21 protein-coding genes and 1 tRNA gene are annotated in these 18354 nt (G+C 32.3%); 16 read left to right on the top strand and 6 right to left on the bottom strand.

The annotated features are described in order from the left end of the window. The first annotated feature begins 21 nt into the window (after positions 1 to 21). The 10 genes from bsdE14_RS03740 (at position 22) to bsdE14_RS03695 (ending at position 9337) form a co-directional block, all read left to right on the top strand. On the top strand, positions 22 to 1380 hold the full coding sequence (locus bsdE14_RS03740; RefSeq protein WP_264848618.1) for a PTS sugar transporter subunit IIC: 1359 nt from the start codon (positions 22 to 24) through the stop codon (positions 1378 to 1380). Positions 1381 to 1393: 13 nt separating this feature from the next. Further along, positions 1394 to 1921: a GrdB-related putative oxidoreductase gene (locus bsdE14_RS03735; protein ID WP_350339554.1), complete on the top strand. Its 528-nt coding sequence runs from the start codon at positions 1394 to 1396 to the stop codon at positions 1919 to 1921. 133 nt (positions 1922 to 2054) lie between these two features. Further along, positions 2055 to 3011 carry a glycosylasparaginase gene (locus tag bsdE14_RS03730; protein WP_264848617.1) on the top strand — a complete coding sequence of 319 codons (957 nt, stop codon included), beginning with the start codon at positions 2055 to 2057 and terminating at the stop codon, positions 3009 to 3011. Positions 3012 to 3019: 8 nt separating this feature from the next. After that, positions 3020 to 4138: a Sapep family Mn(2+)-dependent dipeptidase gene (locus bsdE14_RS03725; protein WP_264848616.1), complete on the top strand. Its 1119-nt coding sequence runs from the start codon at positions 3020 to 3022 to the stop codon at positions 4136 to 4138. After that, positions 4131 to 4883, top strand: a complete 753-nt coding sequence (locus bsdE14_RS03720) for a copper homeostasis protein CutC (RefSeq protein ID WP_264848615.1) — start codon at positions 4131 to 4133, stop codon at positions 4881 to 4883. The genes bsdE14_RS03725 and bsdE14_RS03720 overlap by 8 nt, the downstream gene beginning before the upstream one ends. 31 nt (positions 4884 to 4914) lie before the next feature. Continuing rightward, positions 4915 to 5991 carry a DUF871 domain-containing protein gene (locus bsdE14_RS03715; protein ID WP_264848614.1) on the top strand — a complete coding sequence of 359 codons (1077 nt, stop codon included), beginning with the start codon at positions 4915 to 4917 and terminating at the stop codon, positions 5989 to 5991. Positions 5992 to 6065: 74 nt separating this feature from the next. After that, positions 6066 to 6140: transfer RNA gene (locus bsdE14_RS03710), tRNA-Trp, on the top strand. Positions 6141 to 6497: 357 nt separating this feature from the next. Continuing rightward, on the top strand, positions 6498 to 6761 hold the full coding sequence (locus tag bsdE14_RS03705; RefSeq protein ID WP_264848613.1) for a cupin domain-containing protein: 264 nt from the start codon (positions 6498 to 6500) through the stop codon (positions 6759 to 6761). 105 nt (positions 6762 to 6866) lie between these two features. Beyond that, the gene (locus bsdE14_RS03700) at positions 6867 to 7502 is read left to right on the top strand and encodes an oxygen-binding di-iron domain-containing protein (RefSeq protein WP_264848612.1); all 636 of its coding nucleotides are present in this window, start codon (positions 6867 to 6869) and stop codon (positions 7500 to 7502) included. Positions 7503 to 7579: 77 nt separating this feature from the next. Beyond that, positions 7580 to 9337, top strand: a complete 1758-nt coding sequence (locus bsdE14_RS03695; RefSeq protein WP_435382408.1) for an HD domain-containing phosphohydrolase — start codon at positions 7580 to 7582, stop codon at positions 9335 to 9337. A gap of 343 nt (positions 9338 to 9680) precedes the next feature. Here bsdE14_RS03695 and bsdE14_RS03690 read toward each other — a convergent pair whose 3' ends face one another. Both bsdE14_RS03690 and bsdE14_RS03685 read right to left on the bottom strand, forming a co-directional pair. Further along, complete coding sequence (locus bsdE14_RS03690) at positions 9681 to 10043, bottom strand: YndM family protein (protein ID WP_264848610.1); 363 nt, start codon at positions 10041 to 10043, stop codon at positions 9681 to 9683. Between the two features lie 151 nt (positions 10044 to 10194). Next, positions 10195 to 10722 carry a hypothetical protein gene (locus tag bsdE14_RS03685; protein ID WP_264848609.1) on the bottom strand — a complete coding sequence of 176 codons (528 nt, stop codon included), beginning with the start codon at positions 10720 to 10722 and terminating at the stop codon, positions 10195 to 10197. A 259-nt stretch (positions 10723 to 10981) separates the two neighbouring features. Here bsdE14_RS03685 and bsdE14_RS03680 point away from each other — a divergent pair, with 259 nt between their 5' ends. Then, entirely contained in the window at positions 10982 to 11353 is a 372-nt protein-coding gene (locus bsdE14_RS03680) for a hypothetical protein (RefSeq protein WP_264848608.1), read from the top strand. Between the two features lie 64 nt (positions 11354 to 11417). Here bsdE14_RS03680 and bsdE14_RS03675 read toward each other — a convergent pair whose 3' ends face one another. After that, on the bottom strand, positions 11418 to 11789 hold the full coding sequence (locus bsdE14_RS03675) for a VOC family protein (RefSeq protein WP_264848607.1): 372 nt from the start codon (positions 11787 to 11789) through the stop codon (positions 11418 to 11420). A gap of 142 nt (positions 11790 to 11931) precedes the next feature. On the opposite strand from bsdE14_RS03675, the gene bsdE14_RS03670 reads away from it, so the two are divergent. Together bsdE14_RS03670 and bsdE14_RS03665 are read left to right on the top strand one after the other, a co-directional pair. Further along, positions 11932 to 12684: an MBL fold metallo-hydrolase gene (locus bsdE14_RS03670; RefSeq protein WP_264848605.1), complete on the top strand. Its 753-nt coding sequence runs from the start codon at positions 11932 to 11934 to the stop codon at positions 12682 to 12684. Positions 12685 to 12735: 51 nt separating this feature from the next. Next, positions 12736 to 12891, top strand: a complete 156-nt coding sequence (locus tag bsdE14_RS03665) for a hypothetical protein (protein ID WP_264848604.1) — start codon at positions 12736 to 12738, stop codon at positions 12889 to 12891. 20 nt (positions 12892 to 12911) lie between these two features. Here the strand turns inward: bsdE14_RS03665 and bsdE14_RS03660 are convergent, their stop codons facing one another. Together bsdE14_RS03660 and bsdE14_RS03655 are read right to left on the bottom strand one after the other, a co-directional pair. Beyond that, the gene (locus bsdE14_RS03660) at positions 12912 to 13097 is read right to left on the bottom strand and encodes a hypothetical protein (protein ID WP_264848603.1); all 186 of its coding nucleotides are present in this window, start codon (positions 13095 to 13097) and stop codon (positions 12912 to 12914) included. 212 nt (positions 13098 to 13309) lie between these two features. Next, on the bottom strand, positions 13310 to 13504 hold the full coding sequence (locus tag bsdE14_RS03655) for an alpha/beta-type small acid-soluble spore protein (protein WP_264848602.1): 195 nt from the start codon (positions 13502 to 13504) through the stop codon (positions 13310 to 13312). Between the two features lie 285 nt (positions 13505 to 13789). Between bsdE14_RS03655 and bsdE14_RS03650 the strand changes: the two genes are divergently transcribed. Then, entirely contained in the window at positions 13790 to 15049 is a 1260-nt protein-coding gene (locus bsdE14_RS03650) for an NAD(P)/FAD-dependent oxidoreductase (protein WP_264848601.1), read from the top strand. A 26-nt stretch (positions 15050 to 15075) separates the two neighbouring features. Here the strand turns inward: bsdE14_RS03650 and bsdE14_RS03645 are convergent, their stop codons facing one another. After that, positions 15076 to 15693, bottom strand: coding sequence for a RusA family crossover junction endodeoxyribonuclease (locus bsdE14_RS03645; RefSeq protein WP_264848600.1), 618 nt, complete (start codon positions 15691 to 15693; stop codon positions 15076 to 15078). 252 nt (positions 15694 to 15945) lie between these two features. Between bsdE14_RS03645 and tsaD the strand changes: the two genes are divergently transcribed. Next, complete coding sequence (gene tsaD, locus bsdE14_RS03640; protein ID WP_264848599.1) at positions 15946 to 16965, top strand: tRNA (adenosine(37)-N6)-threonylcarbamoyltransferase complex transferase subunit TsaD; 1020 nt, start codon at positions 15946 to 15948, stop codon at positions 16963 to 16965. A gap of 70 nt (positions 16966 to 17035) precedes the next feature. Continuing rightward, positions 17036 to 18328 (top strand): glycoside hydrolase family 18 protein, encoded by a 1293-nt coding sequence (locus tag bsdE14_RS03635; RefSeq protein ID WP_264848598.1) that lies wholly within the window; start codon positions 17036 to 17038, stop codon positions 18326 to 18328. The last annotated feature ends 26 nt before the right edge of the window (positions 18329 to 18354 follow it).

The following is an 18354-nucleotide window of genomic DNA, read 5'->3' as shown; positions in this document are numbered from 1 at the left end:
TAATTGAGAGGGGTGGAAAATATGCTTAAGTGGTTAGAAAAAGTATTAATGCCATTAGCTGAATCGATAGGTAAGAATAAATATTTAATTGCTATTCGTGATGGGTTTTTAGTATCTACACCGTTATTAATTGTAGGTTCATTATTTTTATTAATTGCAAACTTCCCAATTCCTGCATGGACAAATTGGTTAGAGTCAGTAAATGTTAACGGTTCTACATTAGCTGCTTATTTTGGAAAGCCAGCTGATGCCACATTTTCCATAATGGCAATATTTGCTGTGCTGGGTATAGGATATTCTTTTGCTAAACAAATGAAAACAAATCCTATTTTTGGTGCTGCAGTATCAATTATGGCTTGGTTCTTAATTATGCCTTATGGAGTTTCTGGTAAAGTACAAGTTAAGGGTATTTCAGATCCAGTTCAGGTATTTTTAGGTGGTGGTCTTCCACTTGGCTGGGTAGGAGCAAAGGGAATATTTATAGGTATTATTAGTGCATTTTTAGCGGTTCATATTTATTCCTTTGCTGAACGCAAAGGCTGGATAATTAAAATGCCTGCTGGTGTTCCACCGACAGTTGTGCAATCCTTCGCAGCGTTAATACCTGCTGGTTTAGTTATTACGGTATTCTTTCTAATTAATTTATTTTTCGGATTTTTTAAAACAGATGTTTTCACTATTGTCTTTAAATTCTTGCAGCTGCCACTAATGAATTTAGGTGACACTTTAGGTGCAATGATTACAGCATATATTTTCTTACATCTTTTCTGGTTCTTTGGAGTAAATGGAGGATCTGTAGTAGGGGCTGTATACAATCCTATACTTCAAACATTAACTGCAGAGAATTTAGAGTTCTTTAAAACAGGTGTTGGACAAGGACATATTATTTCTCAACAATTCCAAGATTTATTTGCAACATTTGGTGGATGTGGATCTACCTTGTCACTATTAATTGCAATGTTACTATTCTGCAAGTCAAAACGAATAAAGGAACTAGGAAAATTAGCTTTAGTACCGGGTATCTTTGGAATTAATGAGCCAATCGTGTTTGGTTTACCAATTGTACTAAACCCTACTATGCTGATACCGTTTATGCTAGTGCCAACAATGAATATAGTTATTTCATATGCTGCTATGAGTTTAAAATTAGTCCCTATTTGTAATGGGGTTAATATACCTTGGACAACTCCAATAATTATTTCAGGTTTTTTAGCTACAAATTGGGTAGGAGCATTATTGCAAGCTATATTATTAGTTCTTGGAGTATTCATATATATGCCTTTTATTAAAATTATGGATAAGCAATATATAAATGAAGAAGCTAAAGCAGTTGAAGAGGATGATGATTCCTTTGAGAATTTATCATTTGATGACCTATAGGAGATGATCACATATGTCAATTAAAATCATAATGATTTATGATCAAATTCAAGCCGGGGCAGGTACTAAAGATGATAAAATGGTACCACTAAGCGCAAAACGAGAGCCTGTAGGACCAGCAATCATGATGGAGGCGTTTTTGAAGGAAATTGATGGTAAGATAATAGCTTGTCTTTATTGTGGAAATGGAACATATTTAGCTAATCCTGAAGAGGTTTCAAGGAAGCTTTGCGCTATGGTTAATAAACTACAACCTGATGTAGTGATGTGTGGACCTGCTTTAAATTATAAAGATTATGCATGTATGGCAGCTAAGGTTGCATACGATATAAACAAAACAACAAGTATTCCGGCTATTGCAGCAATGTCTATTGAAAATGAGGAAACAATTGCTAATTTTAAAGATAAAGTAAATATAGTAATTACTCCTAAAAAAGGTGGAATAGGATTGAATGACTCACTGAAGAATATGTGTCAATTGGCTAAGGCTTTAGTCAATGAAGAGGATGTTGCTTCTTTAACCAATAAGATTTGTTTTTAAAGTAGAAAACCACTAATATTTTAGTGGTTTTTTCATTATCGTGCATTAAAAATTTAAATAGTACAGCATAAAAATAGAGTAAGTTATGTTTTATTAAAAGATTATTATATAATTTATAAAGGAGTAAATTAATATGTATGGAATGATTGCAACTTGGCGTATGGCCTTTGAAGGAGTTACAAAAGGAAGAAAAGTCTTAGAAGATGGAGGATGTGCTGGAGATGCAATAGAAATTGCTATTAGAGAAGTAGAAAACTTTGAATTTTACAAATCTGTCGGTTATGGTGGACTCCCTAATGAAGAAATGGAAGTAGAATTAGATGCTGCGTTTATGGATGGTTCTACTTTTGATATCGGAGCTGTTGCTGCAATTAAAGATTTTGCTAGCCCAATTAGTATTGCAAGACGGCTAAGTAAGGAAAAAGTAAATAATGTTTTAGTAGCTGAAGGAGCAGAAAAATTTGCTCATAAAGAAGGTTTTGAACGTAAAAATATGCTAACAGAGCGAGCTAAGATTCACTACTATAACCGTATCAAAGAGATTAAGGAACAGGAAATTAAGCCGTATAGTGGACATGATACTGTAGGTATGGTATGCCTTGATAGCAATGGTAATATCACTGTTGGGACTTCAACAAGCGGCCTATTCATGAAGAAAAAGGGACGAGTTGGGGATTCTCCTATTTGTGGGTCTGGTTTCTATGTAGACTCTAAGGTAGGTGGAGCAAGTGCCACTGGACTAGGAGAAGACTTGATGAAAGGATGTATTTCATATGAGATTGTTCGATTAATGAAAGAGGGACATCACCCTCAAGAAGCTTGTGAAATTGCTGTAAATACATTGGACGCAGAGCTTAAGGAAAGAAGAGGAGAAGCGGGAGATTTATCATTAATTGCAATGAATAACAAAGGGGAATGGGGGGTTGCAACAAATATAGAAGGATTTTCATTTGTTGTAGCTACGGAAATCAATGAGCCAGTGGTTTATATAACTAAAAATATAAATGGGAAATGTATTCATGAAAAAGCTAGTGAAGAATGGTTGGATAACTATATGAAAACAAGAACTGCACCGCTAGTAAGAAGGTGAGATTTAAAATGAAGGATATTGTTTTAAAAAAAATAGATGACCTAAAGGAACAAATGATTGCAGATATTATAGAAGTAGTTAAGATAGATAGTGTTGGAGGAGAGCCGTTGCCAGGAATGCCTTTTGGTAAAAAGGTTAATGAATGTTTGATTAAAGCATTAGAGATTGCAGGTAAGCTTGGATTTCAAACAAAAAATATAGATGGATATGCAGGCTATGCTAAGCTTGGAGAAGGAAATGATTATATTGGAGTAATAGGTCACTTAGATGTAGTGCCACCTGGTGAAGGATGGATTGAACCACCATTTAGCGGATACAGTAAAAATGGAAGAATATTTTCAAGAGGAATATTAGATAATAAAGGACCAATTATGGCATGCTTATATGCACTATATGTATGTAAGGAGTGCAGCGTTACATTTAATAAACCAATTCGAATTATATTTGGAACTAACGAAGAAACAGGAATGAAAGATATAGAATACTATTTAAAAAATGAGAATCCGCCAGCTATGGGCTGGACTCCAGATTGCAAATATCCTGTTGTATATGGTGAGAGAGGTAGAGCTAAGTTTAAAGTATCAGCCAACAAATCAAATTTAAATGAATTTTTCGATTTTGTTACTAAGTATTTTCTTCAGAGTAAAGATAATGGGGAGCGCTTAGGTATTGACTTTTCTGATGATGAATTTGGAAAAATGCAGATGCGTGGATATGAATTAAAGCTTGAAGAAAATAAATGCATATTTAATTTTACTTTGAGTTATCCTGCTGTAACAAATATTTCGGATATTATATTACAAGTTAACTCAAAAATGCCAAAACGTTTATCGATAGAACTGATTCATAACTATAATCCAGTAAGGTTTGAAAAAGATTGCTTTTTAGTAAGAAAACTTAAAGAAGCATATGAAGAGGTAACAGGTTTAGATGGTACTCCAGTAACTACTACAGGAGGCACATATGCAAAATTAATGCCTAATATTGTCCCATTTGGACCTAGCTTTCCAGGGCAAAAAGGCATAGGACATAATCCAAACGAGTGGATGGATATTGAAGATATTATGATAAATGCAAAAATCTATGCACTTAGTCTAATAAAGTTAGCAGGTGAGAGCTATGAATAAAATATTGGAAGTATGTTGTGGAAGTTATTATGACTGCTTGCAGGCCTATAAGGGGAATGCAGATAGAATTGAATTAAATAGTGCCTTATATATGGGAGGATTGACTCCTAGTATTGCAAATCTTATTTTGACGAAAGAGAATACTGATTTAAAGGTTGTTTGCATGGCAAGACCTAGAGGAGCTGGATTTTGCTACGAGAGAGAATACTACGAAATACTGCTATTAGATGTAAAAAATATGATGGAACATGGGGCTGATGGGATTGCATTTGGATGCTTGGATGATAATGGAAATATTAATATTGAACAAACAAAAAAGGTAATTGATACAATTAAAGCATATGGAAAGGAAAAAGAAGTAGTATTTCATAGAGCTTTTGATTGCGTTAATGATCCTTTTGAGGCAGTTGAAACTTTAATCAATTTAGGTATTGATCGTATTCTTACTAGTGGGCTAGAATCAAAAGCTGAACAAGGAATAGAATTATTGAAAGCTTTACAGATAAAATACGGTGACAAAATTCAAATATTAGCTGGCAGTGGGGTTAATGCTAAAAATGCTAGACAGCTTATGGAATATACAGGCATTACACAAATTCATAGTTCTTGTAAAACATGGGTTAAAGATAATACTACTACTAAAAATCACGTCAGCTATGCTTATGCAATCGACGAGTTTTCATATGATACTGTAGATTCTAAGCTTGTTGAAGAGCTAGCAAAAATAGTTCACGAAGGAATATAATTTTGAAAGGTGGAATGGTGTCATGCATAGAATGGGCATATCAGTTTATCCAGAACATTCAACAGAAGAAAAAGATTATGATTATATGAAATTAGCTGCAAAATATGGTTTTACTCGTATTTTTACTTGTTTATTATCGGTAAATGAATCAAAAGAGATTATGATTAAAAAATTTACAAAGTTTATGCAGCGGGCACATGAACTGGGATTTATAGTGGCAGTAGATACTAATCCAGAGGTATTTTCACGACTAGGAGCTACACCATATAATTTAAAACCATTTGCTGATATGAAGGTAGATATTATACGTCTGGATGGACATTTTGGTGAGGTGGAGGATATAGCAATAACTCATAATCAATTCGGCATTCAAATTGAGTTTAATGGAAGTTGTAATACAGCTCTTGATTTGATGATTGATAGAGGTGCAAATATACACAATATGGTTGTTTGTCATAATTTTTATCCTCAAAAATATACAGGTCTAGGATGGAATAAATTTATGGAATTTACTAATAAGTATAAGGCGTTAGGTCTTCCTGTTGCTGCATTTGTTTCAAGTAATAACGAAAACACATTTGGACCCTGGCCTGTATATAATGGACTCCCTACCTGCGAAATGCATAGGGGAATGCCTATAGATTTACAAGTAAGACATTTACTTGCCACAAAAAAAATAGATGATATTATAATTGGAAATGCCTATGCTAATGGGGATGAATTAAAAGCAATATCTCAGGTAGATAAAACGAAAATTACATTTAAGCTGAACCTTTCAGATAATGCTACTGAAGAAGAGAAAAATATAATATATAATTATCCTCACTTTGGGAGAGGTGATGCATCAGACTTTATGGTTCGCAGCAGTATAACACGAGGAGATTATAAAGATAAGCGAATTCCATACCATAAATATAATGAAAAGTATTTTCATAGGGGAGATGTAGTAATAGTTAATGATAATTTGTCTTATTATCGTGGTGAATTGGAGATTGTAACTAGGGATATGCCTAATGATGGGGAAAGAAACTTTGTTGCAAAAATACCTGATCAGGAATTAATATTGTTAGATTTATTGAAACCAGAACATCTTTTTGGATTTTACTAATTAATAATATATAAAATTTATTTAAAAAAAGTGTTGATTTTTTTAGTTCCCTATTATATAATAAATCTTGTCTTAGGGGTATAGCTCAGTTGGCAGAGTAGCGGTCTCCAAAACCGTTGGCCTAGGTTCGAGTCCTAGTACCCCTGCCAGAAAAGCACTGCAAAATGAATATTTTGCAGTGCTTTTGCTTTTTATAGAGTTTTTATTGTAAGGTTTTTGACAATGAAGTGGCAATTGTAGAGAACACCTAATAGATTTATTTCTTGAAAAGCCAATAAGGGCTTAGCTAATAAGCTTTGCTTTATTATAAATAAAAACTTAAATGTAAATACTAAGGTTGTAAAGATCAAGAATCTAATATTGACTTAGAAATTTTTAAAATTACATTTTAAATTCAAGGATTTCTATGTCTATATATTATTCAATGGTAACTATATTAATAAAAAAATATGTTATATCATAGCAAGTATATTTATATATTAATTCCACAATTAGGAGGTAAAAGAATGAACTTAGAAAATATTAAATCATCTATCGTAAATAATGTATACCACATTCCTGCAGAAAAGAAGGTTGCACTGCACAAGCATCCAAAGCATGATGAAATATTCTATTGTATTAAAGGTGAAGGGTTTGGAGTGCTTGAAGACAGTGAAGTTGAACTTACTGTTGGAAAGGCATTCATAGTTCCTGCAGGGGTAATGCATGCGCTTCGTTCAGACAGCAATTTATATGTTACATCATTTTTAATTCCTGTAGTAGAAGAATAATATCATTTATTCATATCTAAACTAAAACTAACAAGTAGTTAGAACTTTTGAGCCTTATATGATTATGGAAATAAATTTTAAAAAATATTAAGGGGAGGAAATAGAATGTCAGCTATTTATAAGGATTTACATCAATTCAGCAGTTATATACCGCCCATTGATCTTTCATTTCATCAATATTTACTTTTAGGTGATGAACCTCTGTTAGTTCATACAGGCAGTGTTCAGCAGGCGGAAACATTAATACCACAGTTAAAAGCTGTTCTTTCAGGTAAACCATTGAAATATATATTTATTTCACATTTTGAATCAGATGAGTGTGGTGGACTATCTTTGCTGTTAAAACATTTTCCAGACGCTAAGCCAATCTGTTCCGAGGTTACAGCTAGACAACTGAGTGGGTTTGGAATTGCAAACGATGAAATTGTTAAAAAACCTGGTGAAAAACTTGTCTCAGGTGATTTTGAACTTGAATTTATCAGCTATCCTTCAGAAGTACACCTGTGGGAAGGACTGCTTCTCATAGAAAACAAGCGTAGAATATTTTTCAGCAGTGATCTAGTGTTCCGTTTAGGAAAAGCTGATGGTGATATAATAGAAGGAGACTGGCAAACTGAAATAGATAATATCAGTCTTATGCAGGTTTCAGATCCAGAGCGTAAAGCTAAGCTTCAGAAGGCCTTAGTGGGATTGAAACCAAAGTTTGTAGCCGTTGGGCATGGACCATGTCTTAAACTTTAACAGGTAAGTTAATCATTAAAGCAATTGAAGCTTATAAAGTGTTATCATATCAGTAATTAATATTTAGCATTAATTAAATGAGTAAGCTGGGGGTTTACATGAAAAAAACAGAAGTAAAATCAATCAATTTTACTATTAAAATAGAACTCATCTTAATCTCTTCCTTATTACTTATTTTGATATTGGGGCTTATTAGTTTTAAAGTCAGCAGGCAACAACTTGAAGATAGTGGAAAACTTCTTTTAAAGAATAGCGTTGAAATGACCTTACAAGAAATTAAGGAAAATCAAAGGCTAGTGGATGAAGGAAAGATTACACTTGATACGGCGCAGGAAAATGTCAGGGAATATATGCTAGGCAAAAAAAGGTCAGATGGGACTAGACCTATCAATAAAAATATTAATCTAGGAGCAAATGGTTATTTACTAGCATACACACAAGATGGACATGAAGCTGCACACCCATTATTAGAGGGTAAAGATGTATGGAGTTTTCAGGATAAAAAGGATGGATCTTATATAGTTCAAAATCAAATAAAGATTGGCAATAGCGGAGGAGGATATCTTACATATTGGTGGACAGTTCCTAATTCGGATACAATTGCACAAAAAATTACCTATCAAGAGGTTGATCCTAATTGGAAATGGGTAATTTGTGCAGGAACATACATGTCGGATTTTAACAAAGGCTCAAATAAAATACTTAAAAGTATGATTATTGTATTGATAGTTCTTATAATAATTGGTGGTTTACTAGTATTAGCCATATTAAAAAATATTGCAGCTGAAAAAGAAATGAAAGAAGAATTAGAATATTTAAGTTATCATGACCAGTTAACTGGTTTATATAATAGAAGGTTTTTTGAAGAACAGTTAATTAGAGTGGATGTGGAAAAGAATTTACCTTTAACCATTGTTATGGCAGATGTTAATGGCCTTAAGCTTGTTAATGATTCTTTTGGACATGCTACCGGGGATGAGCTCCTAAAAAAGGTTGCACAAGTTATGGAAAAGGGGTTTAGAAAAGACCATATTATTGCCAGGCTGTCTGGTGATGAATTTGTAGTTTTATTACCTAAAACGGGTATCATGGAAACAGAAAAAATTATTAAGAATGTTAAAGCTTTAGCATCAGAAGGAAAGGTTGGAACAGTTGATATATCTATTTCCTTCGGATATCAAACAATGGACAATAAAGAAGAAAATATTCAGGATATCTTAAAAAAAGCTGAAGATTACATGTATAAGAAAAAATTATTTGAAGGTCCTAGTATGAGAGGAAAAACTATAAATACTATAATTTCTACCCTTCATGAAAAGAATAAAAGAGAAGAAGAGCATTCACTTAGAGTCTCAAAATTATGTGAAAGCATGGGAACGGCTATTGGTTTAACTGAAGATGAGGTTAAGGAACTTAAAACTGTTGGGTTATTGCATGATATAGGAAAAGTAGCTGTGGAAGAAAATATACTTAATAAGCCGGGAAAATTAACGGATGAAGAATGGGAAGAAATAAAACGTCACCCAGAAATAGGCTATAGAATTCTGAGTACAGTAAATGACTTATCAGAAATGGCAGGATACGTTTTAGCTCACCACGAAAGATATGATGGAAAGGGATATCCAAAAGGCTTAAAAGGTGATAATATTCCACTTCAAGCAAGGATTATTGCAATAGTTGATACTTATGATGCTATGATCAGTGAAAGAAGTTATCGTAATGCTTTGCCAGAGGAAGTTGCAATAGAAGAATTAAAAAGAAATGCAGGTAGCCAATTTGATATTAAACTGACGAAGATATTCATTGAAAAAGTATTGAATAAACAATTTTCCTAAATTAGTGCTAGTGGATTAATTAATTTATATCTAGCTTCGAAGAAGTTGGTTGAGAGTTTGGTTTCTTCAGCTTCTGCTAAACAAAAACCAGTAGAATTAAATGTTCTGCTGGTTTTTGTTTTTATATACTAAATAGTGTTATTGCAATACATATTGCAGAAATACCAAAAGTAGTTAAGGCTGTTCCAATAAGCATGTCTAATTTTATTATATTCTTCACTTTTAATCACCTCATTATGATTATTAACAAAGCTTAGAAACTTTAATCAACAATAGTTTCAAAAGGGATTAAATTTTACATAAAAAAACAGCTGTAATTATTCAGCTGTTTAATATTTAAATATTAATGAATTTCTTCACGATTTGGGAATACATGACGTACAACATACTTATGGAAGAACCATTCTCCTATACCAACTACAACCGCAGATACTATTGAATCTAAATAAGAAATCCTGCCGTAGCCATATACATAATTAAATGCTAATATGGTTAAAAAGGTAAGGCCTATATCAGCTATAGTTGCTATTGTATTGTTAGAAATTGATAAAATGAACAAATCTCCTATTAGATAGGCCAAAATGGTAACAGATAGACTAATCATTAGAACCTCACTAAAATTTAAATCTGTCATAAGGCCTAGTGTTATTTCAAGAATAATAGCTATGATTATAAATTTAGCTAAAATGGCATATACATGTTTCATGATATTTCCTCCTTTATAATTGATATTACACCATATTATTTGAAATAAAAAAGAAAATATACAAATTCATATTTAAATAAATGGGAAAAATATATAATTAAAAATAAACCATGTTAGTTTATTTTCTAACATGGTTTAGTAAATGTATAGTTTATTCATTATTATGGTGATGCTCGTTTCCTTCTTCCTCTTCCTCCTCTTCAAAATATGGAAGTTGAGGGAAAATAGGATATTGTACAAAAGGAGCTTGATTGTAATATGAATCATGCTCGTAATTATATGGTTCATGCTCATAATAATCATAGGAGTGCTGATGATTACTGTCATAATCCTCATAATGGTCATGGTCATCATAATGATGTTCATAATCACCATAATCATCAAAATCTTTATGATCATTATCGTAATAATAGGACATATGGTCAAATGGATGTCTAAAAAGATTTTCAGACTCTTCCTCTCGATAGTTTAAATTATTTTTTATTGAAGTATTAAATTTGGGTGCTTGCATCATTTGATATCCATAATACATATTTTGATGCTGCATTAAGGGGCACATGTGCATATAAGGACAACAATTATTAGGGATATTGTAGTTCATTTTGCTGCATTTATTATAGTTGTGCTCATCCTGACAAGTATGTTTCTTATGACGAGCTAAGTATTCCTCTGTATACATGAAGAAACCTCCAAAAACTAATTTATACATTAATATGATATGAATTAGTTTGTAAAGAGTTACAGAAATATACAAAATAAAAAGCTCACCTTTTAATATATAGATTTTCAAAGAATTTTTTTCTTTCATCATCTCTAACTTTCCTTTGCCAGGAATCTGTAAAAAAGTTGTGGATTTGATGATCATAGTTAATATTGACTTTTTTTCATAATGTATGTAATCTGAATATAAATAAGAAATTAATGAAAGGATGATATATATGAAACAACATCTATTTGGAGATCAACTAAAAGAAATTAATTATGAAGAAAGAATTATTTTATTATCCCATGTAACTGGTCTTAATAGTGAATATATGAAAGAAGAATATGCTAAAGGAATTAAAGATGAAGAAGGCATGCTAAGAGCGTTGGGTTTTGAAGTGAAAATTGGAGAGCTTATTGAACTAATATATAATTATACAAGACAGTTTCCAAGTCCAATAGTATCCCAAGGAAGTTTCGCAGTTCATATTTCCTTTGATGATGGAAAGGGAAATAAAATAGAGTACAAATCCGGAACTCATATGGCGTACATTGATGCTTTATATGAAATAGTTAAAAACTTATTGAATGAAAAATATATAGAGTAATTTAAGAGTGTCCACGAAAAGCTTAAGCCAATCGTGGACATTATTTATGTTTTAAATATAAAGTTTATTTTGCAGAAGGTAGTATTTCTATCCAGTATTTATCAGGATCATTTATAAAGTAAAGACCCATTGGTTTATTTTCATAACAAATACAATTCATTTTCTTATGATGTTCATAAGCCGCGTCAAAGTCATCAACTCTTACTGCTAAGTGGAATTCATTGTCGCCCAAATTATAGGGTTCATTTCTATCTCTTAACCAAGTTAGTTCAAGTTTATGATTTGTGGAGCCATCACTTAGGAAAATTAGAATGAAACTGTTGTCTTCTGGAACATATCTTCTTACTTCTTGAAATCCAAGGGCTTCTTTGTAAAAGGAAACACTTTTTTCAAGATCAAAAACATTTATATTATTGTGATCAAATTTAAAATTCATATTGTTAACTCCCTTCAAATTTATTTAATATCTTATATTATAGAATAAATGTATAGGTATATAAAGTATAATGAAAAAGTAATATGAGAATAAAGTAAATTCGGATATAATAATTTATGTAACTAAACAAGGTGGTGTATTTATGATGAACTATGATGTAAAAATAAACTATTTGTATAATAGTGGTTATTTTATTGAAACTAAGAATTACATATTAATTTTTGATTACTATATAGATATATCTACTTCTTATATAAAAAGTATATCTAATGGTACTATTGGAGAAGCAGATTTAAAAAAGAATAAAAAAATCTTTGTATTTTGCTCTCATAGCCATAAGGATCATTTTAATCCAGTTATATTTGAATGGAGAAGTTTCAGACAGGATATAAATTACATTTTAAGCAGTGATATTCAAATATGTGATGTAGATGAGAAGATTTATTTTGTAGAACCTTATGCTGACTTGACTATTGATGGTATACATATAAAAACCTATGGTTCTACTGATATAGGCGTTTCATTTTATATAGAGGTTGATGGAATAACTATATTCCATGCCGGTGATTTAAATTGGTGGCATTGGTGGGATGAAGATAAAGCTTATAATGAAAAAGCAGAAAAGGACTTTAAGGGGGAAATAGATAAATTAAAAGGTATAGAAAGTGATATAGCTTTTTTTCCTGTAGATCCAAGATTAAAGGAAAGCTATAGCTTAGGAGGAGAATATTTCATAAAAAGTGTAAATCCTAAGATATTTATTCCAATGCATTTCGGAGATAATTATGAAATAACTAGATTATTTGCAAAACATATTGAGAGACTAAATTTGCCCACTAAAATAATGAAATTAGATTATCGAGGACAAGAAATGAGAATAGAACTTAATAGCTAAAAAGTATAAAAAATTCTATGCTGCAGAACCTAATTTTAGAGAGGTGATAGCATGGAAGGTAAAATGGAAAAGTTAGTGGATAGAAAGCAGACCAAGAGCTTAAATCCGGAAAATGAAGTTGAAATAGATTCAAACTATTATGGTGATGATAGAAATATATCTACACAAATAGTAACAAATTATTATTATACACCTCAAAAGGAATAGAGCCCATAAGGGCTCTTTTATCATAAGGGACTATATTCATCAGGTCTTCCTAATACGTAGATATTAAGTTGATCTGACACATCGTAGGAAAAAGATCCAGTATAAACGTTAATAAGTCTCCAGCCTTTTCCTAATAGTTCATTTGCTTCATCAGAACTATGAGTTTCAACAACTTTACTTATATTTGACAAAGCTTCGCTATTCATAAAAAATCACCTTCCTGAATTTAATATTCCACTAGCAAAGATATATAAACCTAGTAAGCTTACGGTAAAAGTGGATAAAAAAGTTGTAATAAAATATGTACGCTTTTCACATTATAATAATATTAGTTTGTTTTATAATAAAATATAATGCAGTATATGAGAAAAGCTAATTCTCCATATACTGCATAAATCTCTAATTTTTTAAATTATTTTTATAGTTTTGATTCATAATCAGCAATCATTCTTTTTACCATTTCTCCCCCTACGGAACCATTTTCTCTTGAAGTTAAATTACCCTTATCTATAGACTCATAATCATTTATACCTAATTCACTTGCAACTTCAACTTTAAATTTATCTAAACCATGTCTAGCTTGTGGTATTAGTGTTCTGTTATTTCTACTCATTTAAACCCCTCCTTTGTATCGTTGTATTATAATTTTGCCCAAATTAAATGCCTATATCCTATAAAAAACAGACCAAGCTTTCATGTTTTTTCATTGGAATAAAGTTGAAAATAATTAATTTTTTTTGAGCATAATTTATATTTTATTGCTGAACAATTCAAATATGGTAGAATAATATATAGATTATAATTATAATGAATTTAAAGCTAATTATTAAGCTTAAATACAGAGCACTGAAAGAGTGATAATCTTTCAGCATAGAATGAGGAATATAGGAGGGTCAAAATGCAAAAGTATGATTTGGTTGTAATTGGAGGAGGACCAGCGGGAATGGCAGCTGCAATTGGAGCCAAGGAACAGGGCATTGAAAATATATTAATTCTTGAAAGAGAGGATCAGTTGGGCGGTGTTCTAAAACAATGCATACATAGTGGTTTTGGAATGTTTACCTTCAAGGAAGAATTAACAGGACCGGAATATGCTCAAAGATTTATTGATAAAATAGAACAATATAAAATAAAATACAAATTAAGCACAGCAGTATTGGATTTAAGCAGTGAGAAGGTAATTACTGCTGTTAATGAACAAGATGGAATTTTGGAAATTCAAGCAAAGGCAATAATTTTAGCTATGGGCTGCTGTGAAAGACCAAGAGGTGCAATTAATATTCCTGGGACTAGAAGAGCTGGTGTTTATACAGCTGGAACAGCTCAAAAGTTTGTCAATTTGGATGGGTATATGCCTGGAAAACAAGTAGTTATACTTGGCTCCGGTGATGTTGGTTTAATAATGGCAAGGCGAATGACATTAGAAGGTGCTAAGGTAAAGGCTGTTATTGAGATGATGCCTTATCCAAGGGGCTTAAAAAAGAATATATCTCAATGTTTAGAGGATTTTAATATTCCTTTAAAACTAAGCCATGCAATAATAGAGATAAAAGGCAGTGATAGGGTTGAAGGAATAACTATAGCAAAGATAGATGAAAATAAGGTGCCTATAAAAGGAACAGAAGAATATATACCATGTGATACACTTCTCATCTCTGTAGGGCTAATACCAGAAAATTACTTGGCAGAAAAAGCAAATATAAAGCTTTCTCCAAAAACCCAAGGACCTGAAATAAATGAGAGTATGCAGACAGATGTAGAAGGAATATTTGCATGCGGTGACGTAATTTATGTTCATAATTGGGTGGATAGTGTAACAATAGAAAGTTATAATGCAGGAAAGCATGCTGCCAATTATTTATATGGAAAAAGTGTTGATTCAAATACTTCTGAGCTAATAGCTGGAGAAGGTATAGCTTACACAGTTCCTAGATATGTTAATCCAATAAATATAGAAGATTTTTTGGATATAGTATATAGGCCTAAAGAAGTGTATAGAGACTCAAAACTGCTTATATATTTTGATAACGAAGAAGTACTATGTGAAGATAAAAAAGTATTATATCCAGGTGAAACAGAAAATATAAAAATTAATAAAGAAATATTCAATAAATACCCTAATTGTAAAAGCATAACGATAAAAATTCAAAAATTTTAAAAGATAGAGCAAAACTGCTCTATCTTTTAAAATAATTTTTTTAAACAGTCCCTGCATATTATTAGCTTACCTTTGTTTGCAGAAACTGCAGAAGCCTTATCAATTGCCTTATTGCATATTTCACAGATAGTTCCATCAGATTTTGTAGAAGACTTTTTATCTTTGTTAGGTAAAAGGTTTTTTTTATTTGGAGGAGGTGCATACTCTATAGGTGTATCATTATGTGCTTTTTTTATTATTTCATATTTCATGCAGTAACTACTTTCACCATACAACTCCAGTTCAAATCTTGGATTTTTTTCATCATAAAATTCTTCTATAATAAGTCTTCTTATTTGAGCATCATTTATAATTAGTCCGCTTTTTTCTATTCCGTCAAATATACTCTTAGTTATATTATTTGTGTCTGGATGACGTTTTCTACTTTTATAATATACTTTTAGTACAGCAATAAGAGCTTCACTAAGGACTAAATTAGGATTTTGAGCTCTTGTCTCCAGTGCAATTTCTTCCTCATATAAGGCATATCTATCGTGATACTTACCTGAATTATATGGTAGTATTGCTCTTCCATTTAAATTAAAAAGTTTAAAATTTGATTTTGAAATAGGGGATCCTTTTACTATAACTTTTGCGTAGCTCATTTATTTTTCCTTTCAATGGTCACAGCGGGTAACTTAACATGCCGCTTCTCATGGCAAGTTCCCCGTAAAGGTCCATTTAGTACTTTTACCTCTTTATGATAATACAAACATATATTTGATTATAACATAGATTTTTGTGTATAATAAGATGAAAAGTACAAATGAAATACTGTAATTAGATTTAAGTATTGCTAAGATTACACTTTGTAAATAATAAGTTTTAATAAAGCATTTGTAAGTGAGGTATTAAAAATGAACGATGTTAAAATACTTGCCATAGAAACTAGCTGTGATGAAACTGCAGCAGCAGTAGTAGTGAATGGAAGAGAGGTATTATCAAATATAATTTCATCCCAAATTGATATTCATACAAAATTTGGAGGAGTAGTTCCAGAGGTAGCCTCCAGAAAGCATATAGAGGCAATTAGCCTTGTAGTACAAGAAGCATTAGATAAAGCAGGGTGTACTTTAGAAGAAATAGATGCGGTTGGAGTTACCTATGGCCCAGGACTTGTAGGGGCACTCTTAGTAGGAATGCAGTATGCAAAATCCCTTGCCTATGCCATTGGAAAGCCCCTTATTGGTGTAAATCATATAGAAGGTCATATTAGTGCTAACTTTATAGAACACAAGGAACTTGAGCCCCCATTTGTATGTTTAGTTGTATCTGGAGGGCATAGCTTTATCGTATATATGAAAGATTTTGGTGAGTTTGAAATAATTGGTCAAACAAGAGATGATGCAGCTGGAGAAGCATATGATAAAGTGGCTAGAGCAATTGGTCTTGGATATCCAGGAGGGCCTAAGATTGACAAACTCTCAAAAGAAGGCAATGCAAATGCCATAAAGTTTCCAAGGGCTAATTTTCATGATGAATCACTAGACTTTTCTTTTAGTGGATTAAAATCTGCAGTCTTAAACTATTTAAATAAAATGGAGATGACTGGTCAGGAGATAAATAGGGCAGATGTAGCAGCTTCCTTCCAAAAGGCTCTGGTTGATGTATTAGTAGACAATGCTATGAAAACTTGTGAAATGAAAAAAGTTGATAAAATAGCCATTGCAGGTGGAGTAGCTTCAAATTCTACGCTAAGGGAGACAATGATAAGTGAAGGAAATAAAAAAGGCATAAAGGTACTATTTCCATCCCCAATATTGTGTACTGACAATGCGGCCATGATTGGAAGTGCAGCATACTTTGAATACTTAAAGGGTAGAAAAGCTGATTTATCCTTGAATGCTATTCCTAATTTAAAGCTGGGAGAAAGATAAATTAAACAAGCACTCTTCTATATTATTATGAATATATTGGTATAGTAACAAAATATGAGGAGTGAATAGCTTGCGAATATATGTGGTTCGACAAGGAGACTCCATATGGAGTATTTCTAGGAGATTTGGTGTAAGCCAGGACGTAATAATTAACGCAAATGGAATACAAAATTTAAAGACCCTTGTTCTAGGGCAGGCATTAGTTATCCCAGGAGTTGCAAGGGAGTATGTTGTTAAGCCTGGAGACAGTATTTATAGCATTAGCAGAAGATTTGATGTATCTCCTTCAAGTATAATGGAGTTAAATAACATAGCAAATCCTGCTGCATTAAATCCGGGTCAAGTTATAGCAATACCAGCACAAGCAAAAAATTATGGGTATTTGGAGACAAACGGATATGTAAATAAACCATCAGGTACAGAGGAAGATGCGAAATTAGTTGATGATGTTGGAGCATATTTGACTTATATTACTCCTTTTAGCCATGAAGTTAAGGAAGATGGAAGTTTATCTGAGCTAAAGGATGATGTAGTGCTTAGAGAAGCAAAACGATTTAGAATAGCACCGCTGTTCTCTATGTCTAATATTAAAAATGACGCTTTTGATACCAATTTAGGACATACTATTGTAACTAATGCAAATGTGCAGCAGACACTTATAAATAATGTGATTAATGTGCTTAGAACAAAAGGTTATTATGGAGTGAATATCGATTTTGAAAGACTTCCACCAGAGGATAGAGATGCGTATAATAATTTTTTAAGAAAAGTAGTAGCAGCTTTGAAGCCTTTAGGATATGTAGTTTCAACAGCTCTTGCTCCAAAGACCTATGATATAAAAGAAGGATCCTGGCATGGAGCTCATGACTATAAGGCACACGGAGCAATAGTAGATTTTGTAGTTCTCATGACTTATGAATGGGGATGGTCTGGAGGACCACCACTTCCAGTGGCACCCATAAATGAAGTTAGAAAAGTACTTAATTATGCTGTATCAGTAATGCCGCCTAAAAAAATATTAATGGGTATGCCAATGTATGGATATGATTGGGCATTGCCTTATACACCAGGTGGGCAATATGCAAGGGCTTTGAGCCCTCAGGCTGCAGTAGAATTAGCGGCTAAATACGGTGCTACAATACTATATGATGAAAAGGCTCAAGCACCGCACTTTAATTATTCGGATGAAAATGGAAGACAACATGTGGTTTGGTTTGACGATGCTAGAAGTGTACAGGCGAAATACAGGATGGCAAGTGAGCTTGGACTAAGAGGTGTAAGCTATTGGTCCTTAGGTCAGCCTTTTGCACAAAATTGGACCGTACTAGATGATATGTTTAATATAGTTAAGGTTGTAAGATAAAAATAATGAAAAGAAGACTGTTTACG

The sequence above is a fragment of the Clostridium omnivorum genome, from assembly GCF_026012015.1.
GTDB classification, from domain to species: Bacteria; Bacillota; Clostridia; order Clostridiales; family Clostridiaceae; genus Clostridium_AX; species Clostridium_AX omnivorum.
This window is presented reverse-complemented; position numbering and strand designations above follow the sequence as displayed.

What these genes read in the sequence shown, in the direction of transcription:
- bsdE14_RS03740 (WP_264848618.1), top strand. Translation starts at nt 22, where the DNA reads ATGCTTAAGTGGTTAGAAAAAGTATTAATGCCATTAGCTGAATCGATA.
- bsdE14_RS03735 (WP_350339554.1), top strand. Translation starts at nt 1,394, where the DNA reads ATGTCAATTAAAATCATAATGATTTATGATCAAATTCAAGCCGGGGCA.
- bsdE14_RS03730 (WP_264848617.1), top strand. Translation starts at nt 2,055, where the DNA reads ATGTATGGAATGATTGCAACTTGGCGTATGGCCTTTGAAGGAGTTACA.
- bsdE14_RS03725 (WP_264848616.1), top strand. Translation starts at nt 3,020, where the DNA reads ATGAAGGATATTGTTTTAAAAAAAATAGATGACCTAAAGGAACAAATG.
- bsdE14_RS03720 (WP_264848615.1), top strand. Translation starts at nt 4,131, where the DNA reads ATGAATAAAATATTGGAAGTATGTTGTGGAAGTTATTATGACTGCTTG.
- bsdE14_RS03715 (WP_264848614.1), top strand. Translation starts at nt 4,915, where the DNA reads ATGGGCATATCAGTTTATCCAGAACATTCAACAGAAGAAAAAGATTAT.
- bsdE14_RS03705 (WP_264848613.1), top strand. Translation starts at nt 6,498, where the DNA reads ATGAACTTAGAAAATATTAAATCATCTATCGTAAATAATGTATACCAC.
- bsdE14_RS03700 (WP_264848612.1), top strand. Translation starts at nt 6,867, where the DNA reads ATGTCAGCTATTTATAAGGATTTACATCAATTCAGCAGTTATATACCG.
- bsdE14_RS03695 (WP_435382408.1), top strand. Translation starts at nt 7,580, where the DNA reads ATGAGTAAGCTGGGGGTTTACATGAAAAAAACAGAAGTAAAATCAATC.
- bsdE14_RS03690 (WP_264848610.1), bottom strand. Translation starts at nt 10,043, where the DNA reads ATGAAACATGTATATGCCATTTTAGCTAAATTTATAATCATAGCTATT.
- bsdE14_RS03685 (WP_264848609.1), bottom strand. Translation starts at nt 10,722, where the DNA reads ATGTATACAGAGGAATACTTAGCTCGTCATAAGAAACATACTTGTCAG.
- bsdE14_RS03680 (WP_264848608.1), top strand. Translation starts at nt 10,982, where the DNA reads ATGAAACAACATCTATTTGGAGATCAACTAAAAGAAATTAATTATGAA.
- bsdE14_RS03675 (WP_264848607.1), bottom strand. Translation starts at nt 11,789, where the DNA reads ATGAATTTTAAATTTGATCACAATAATATAAATGTTTTTGATCTTGAA.
- bsdE14_RS03670 (WP_264848605.1), top strand. Translation starts at nt 11,932, where the DNA reads ATGATGAACTATGATGTAAAAATAAACTATTTGTATAATAGTGGTTAT.
- bsdE14_RS03665 (WP_264848604.1), top strand. Translation starts at nt 12,736, where the DNA reads ATGGAAGGTAAAATGGAAAAGTTAGTGGATAGAAAGCAGACCAAGAGC.
- bsdE14_RS03660 (WP_264848603.1), bottom strand. Translation starts at nt 13,097, where the DNA reads ATGAATAGCGAAGCTTTGTCAAATATAAGTAAAGTTGTTGAAACTCAT.
- bsdE14_RS03655 (WP_264848602.1), bottom strand. Translation starts at nt 13,504, where the DNA reads ATGAGTAGAAATAACAGAACACTAATACCACAAGCTAGACATGGTTTA.
- bsdE14_RS03650 (WP_264848601.1), top strand. Translation starts at nt 13,790, where the DNA reads ATGCAAAAGTATGATTTGGTTGTAATTGGAGGAGGACCAGCGGGAATG.
- bsdE14_RS03645 (WP_264848600.1), bottom strand. Translation starts at nt 15,693, where the DNA reads ATGAGCTACGCAAAAGTTATAGTAAAAGGATCCCCTATTTCAAAATCA.
- tsaD (WP_264848599.1), top strand. Translation starts at nt 15,946, where the DNA reads ATGAACGATGTTAAAATACTTGCCATAGAAACTAGCTGTGATGAAACT.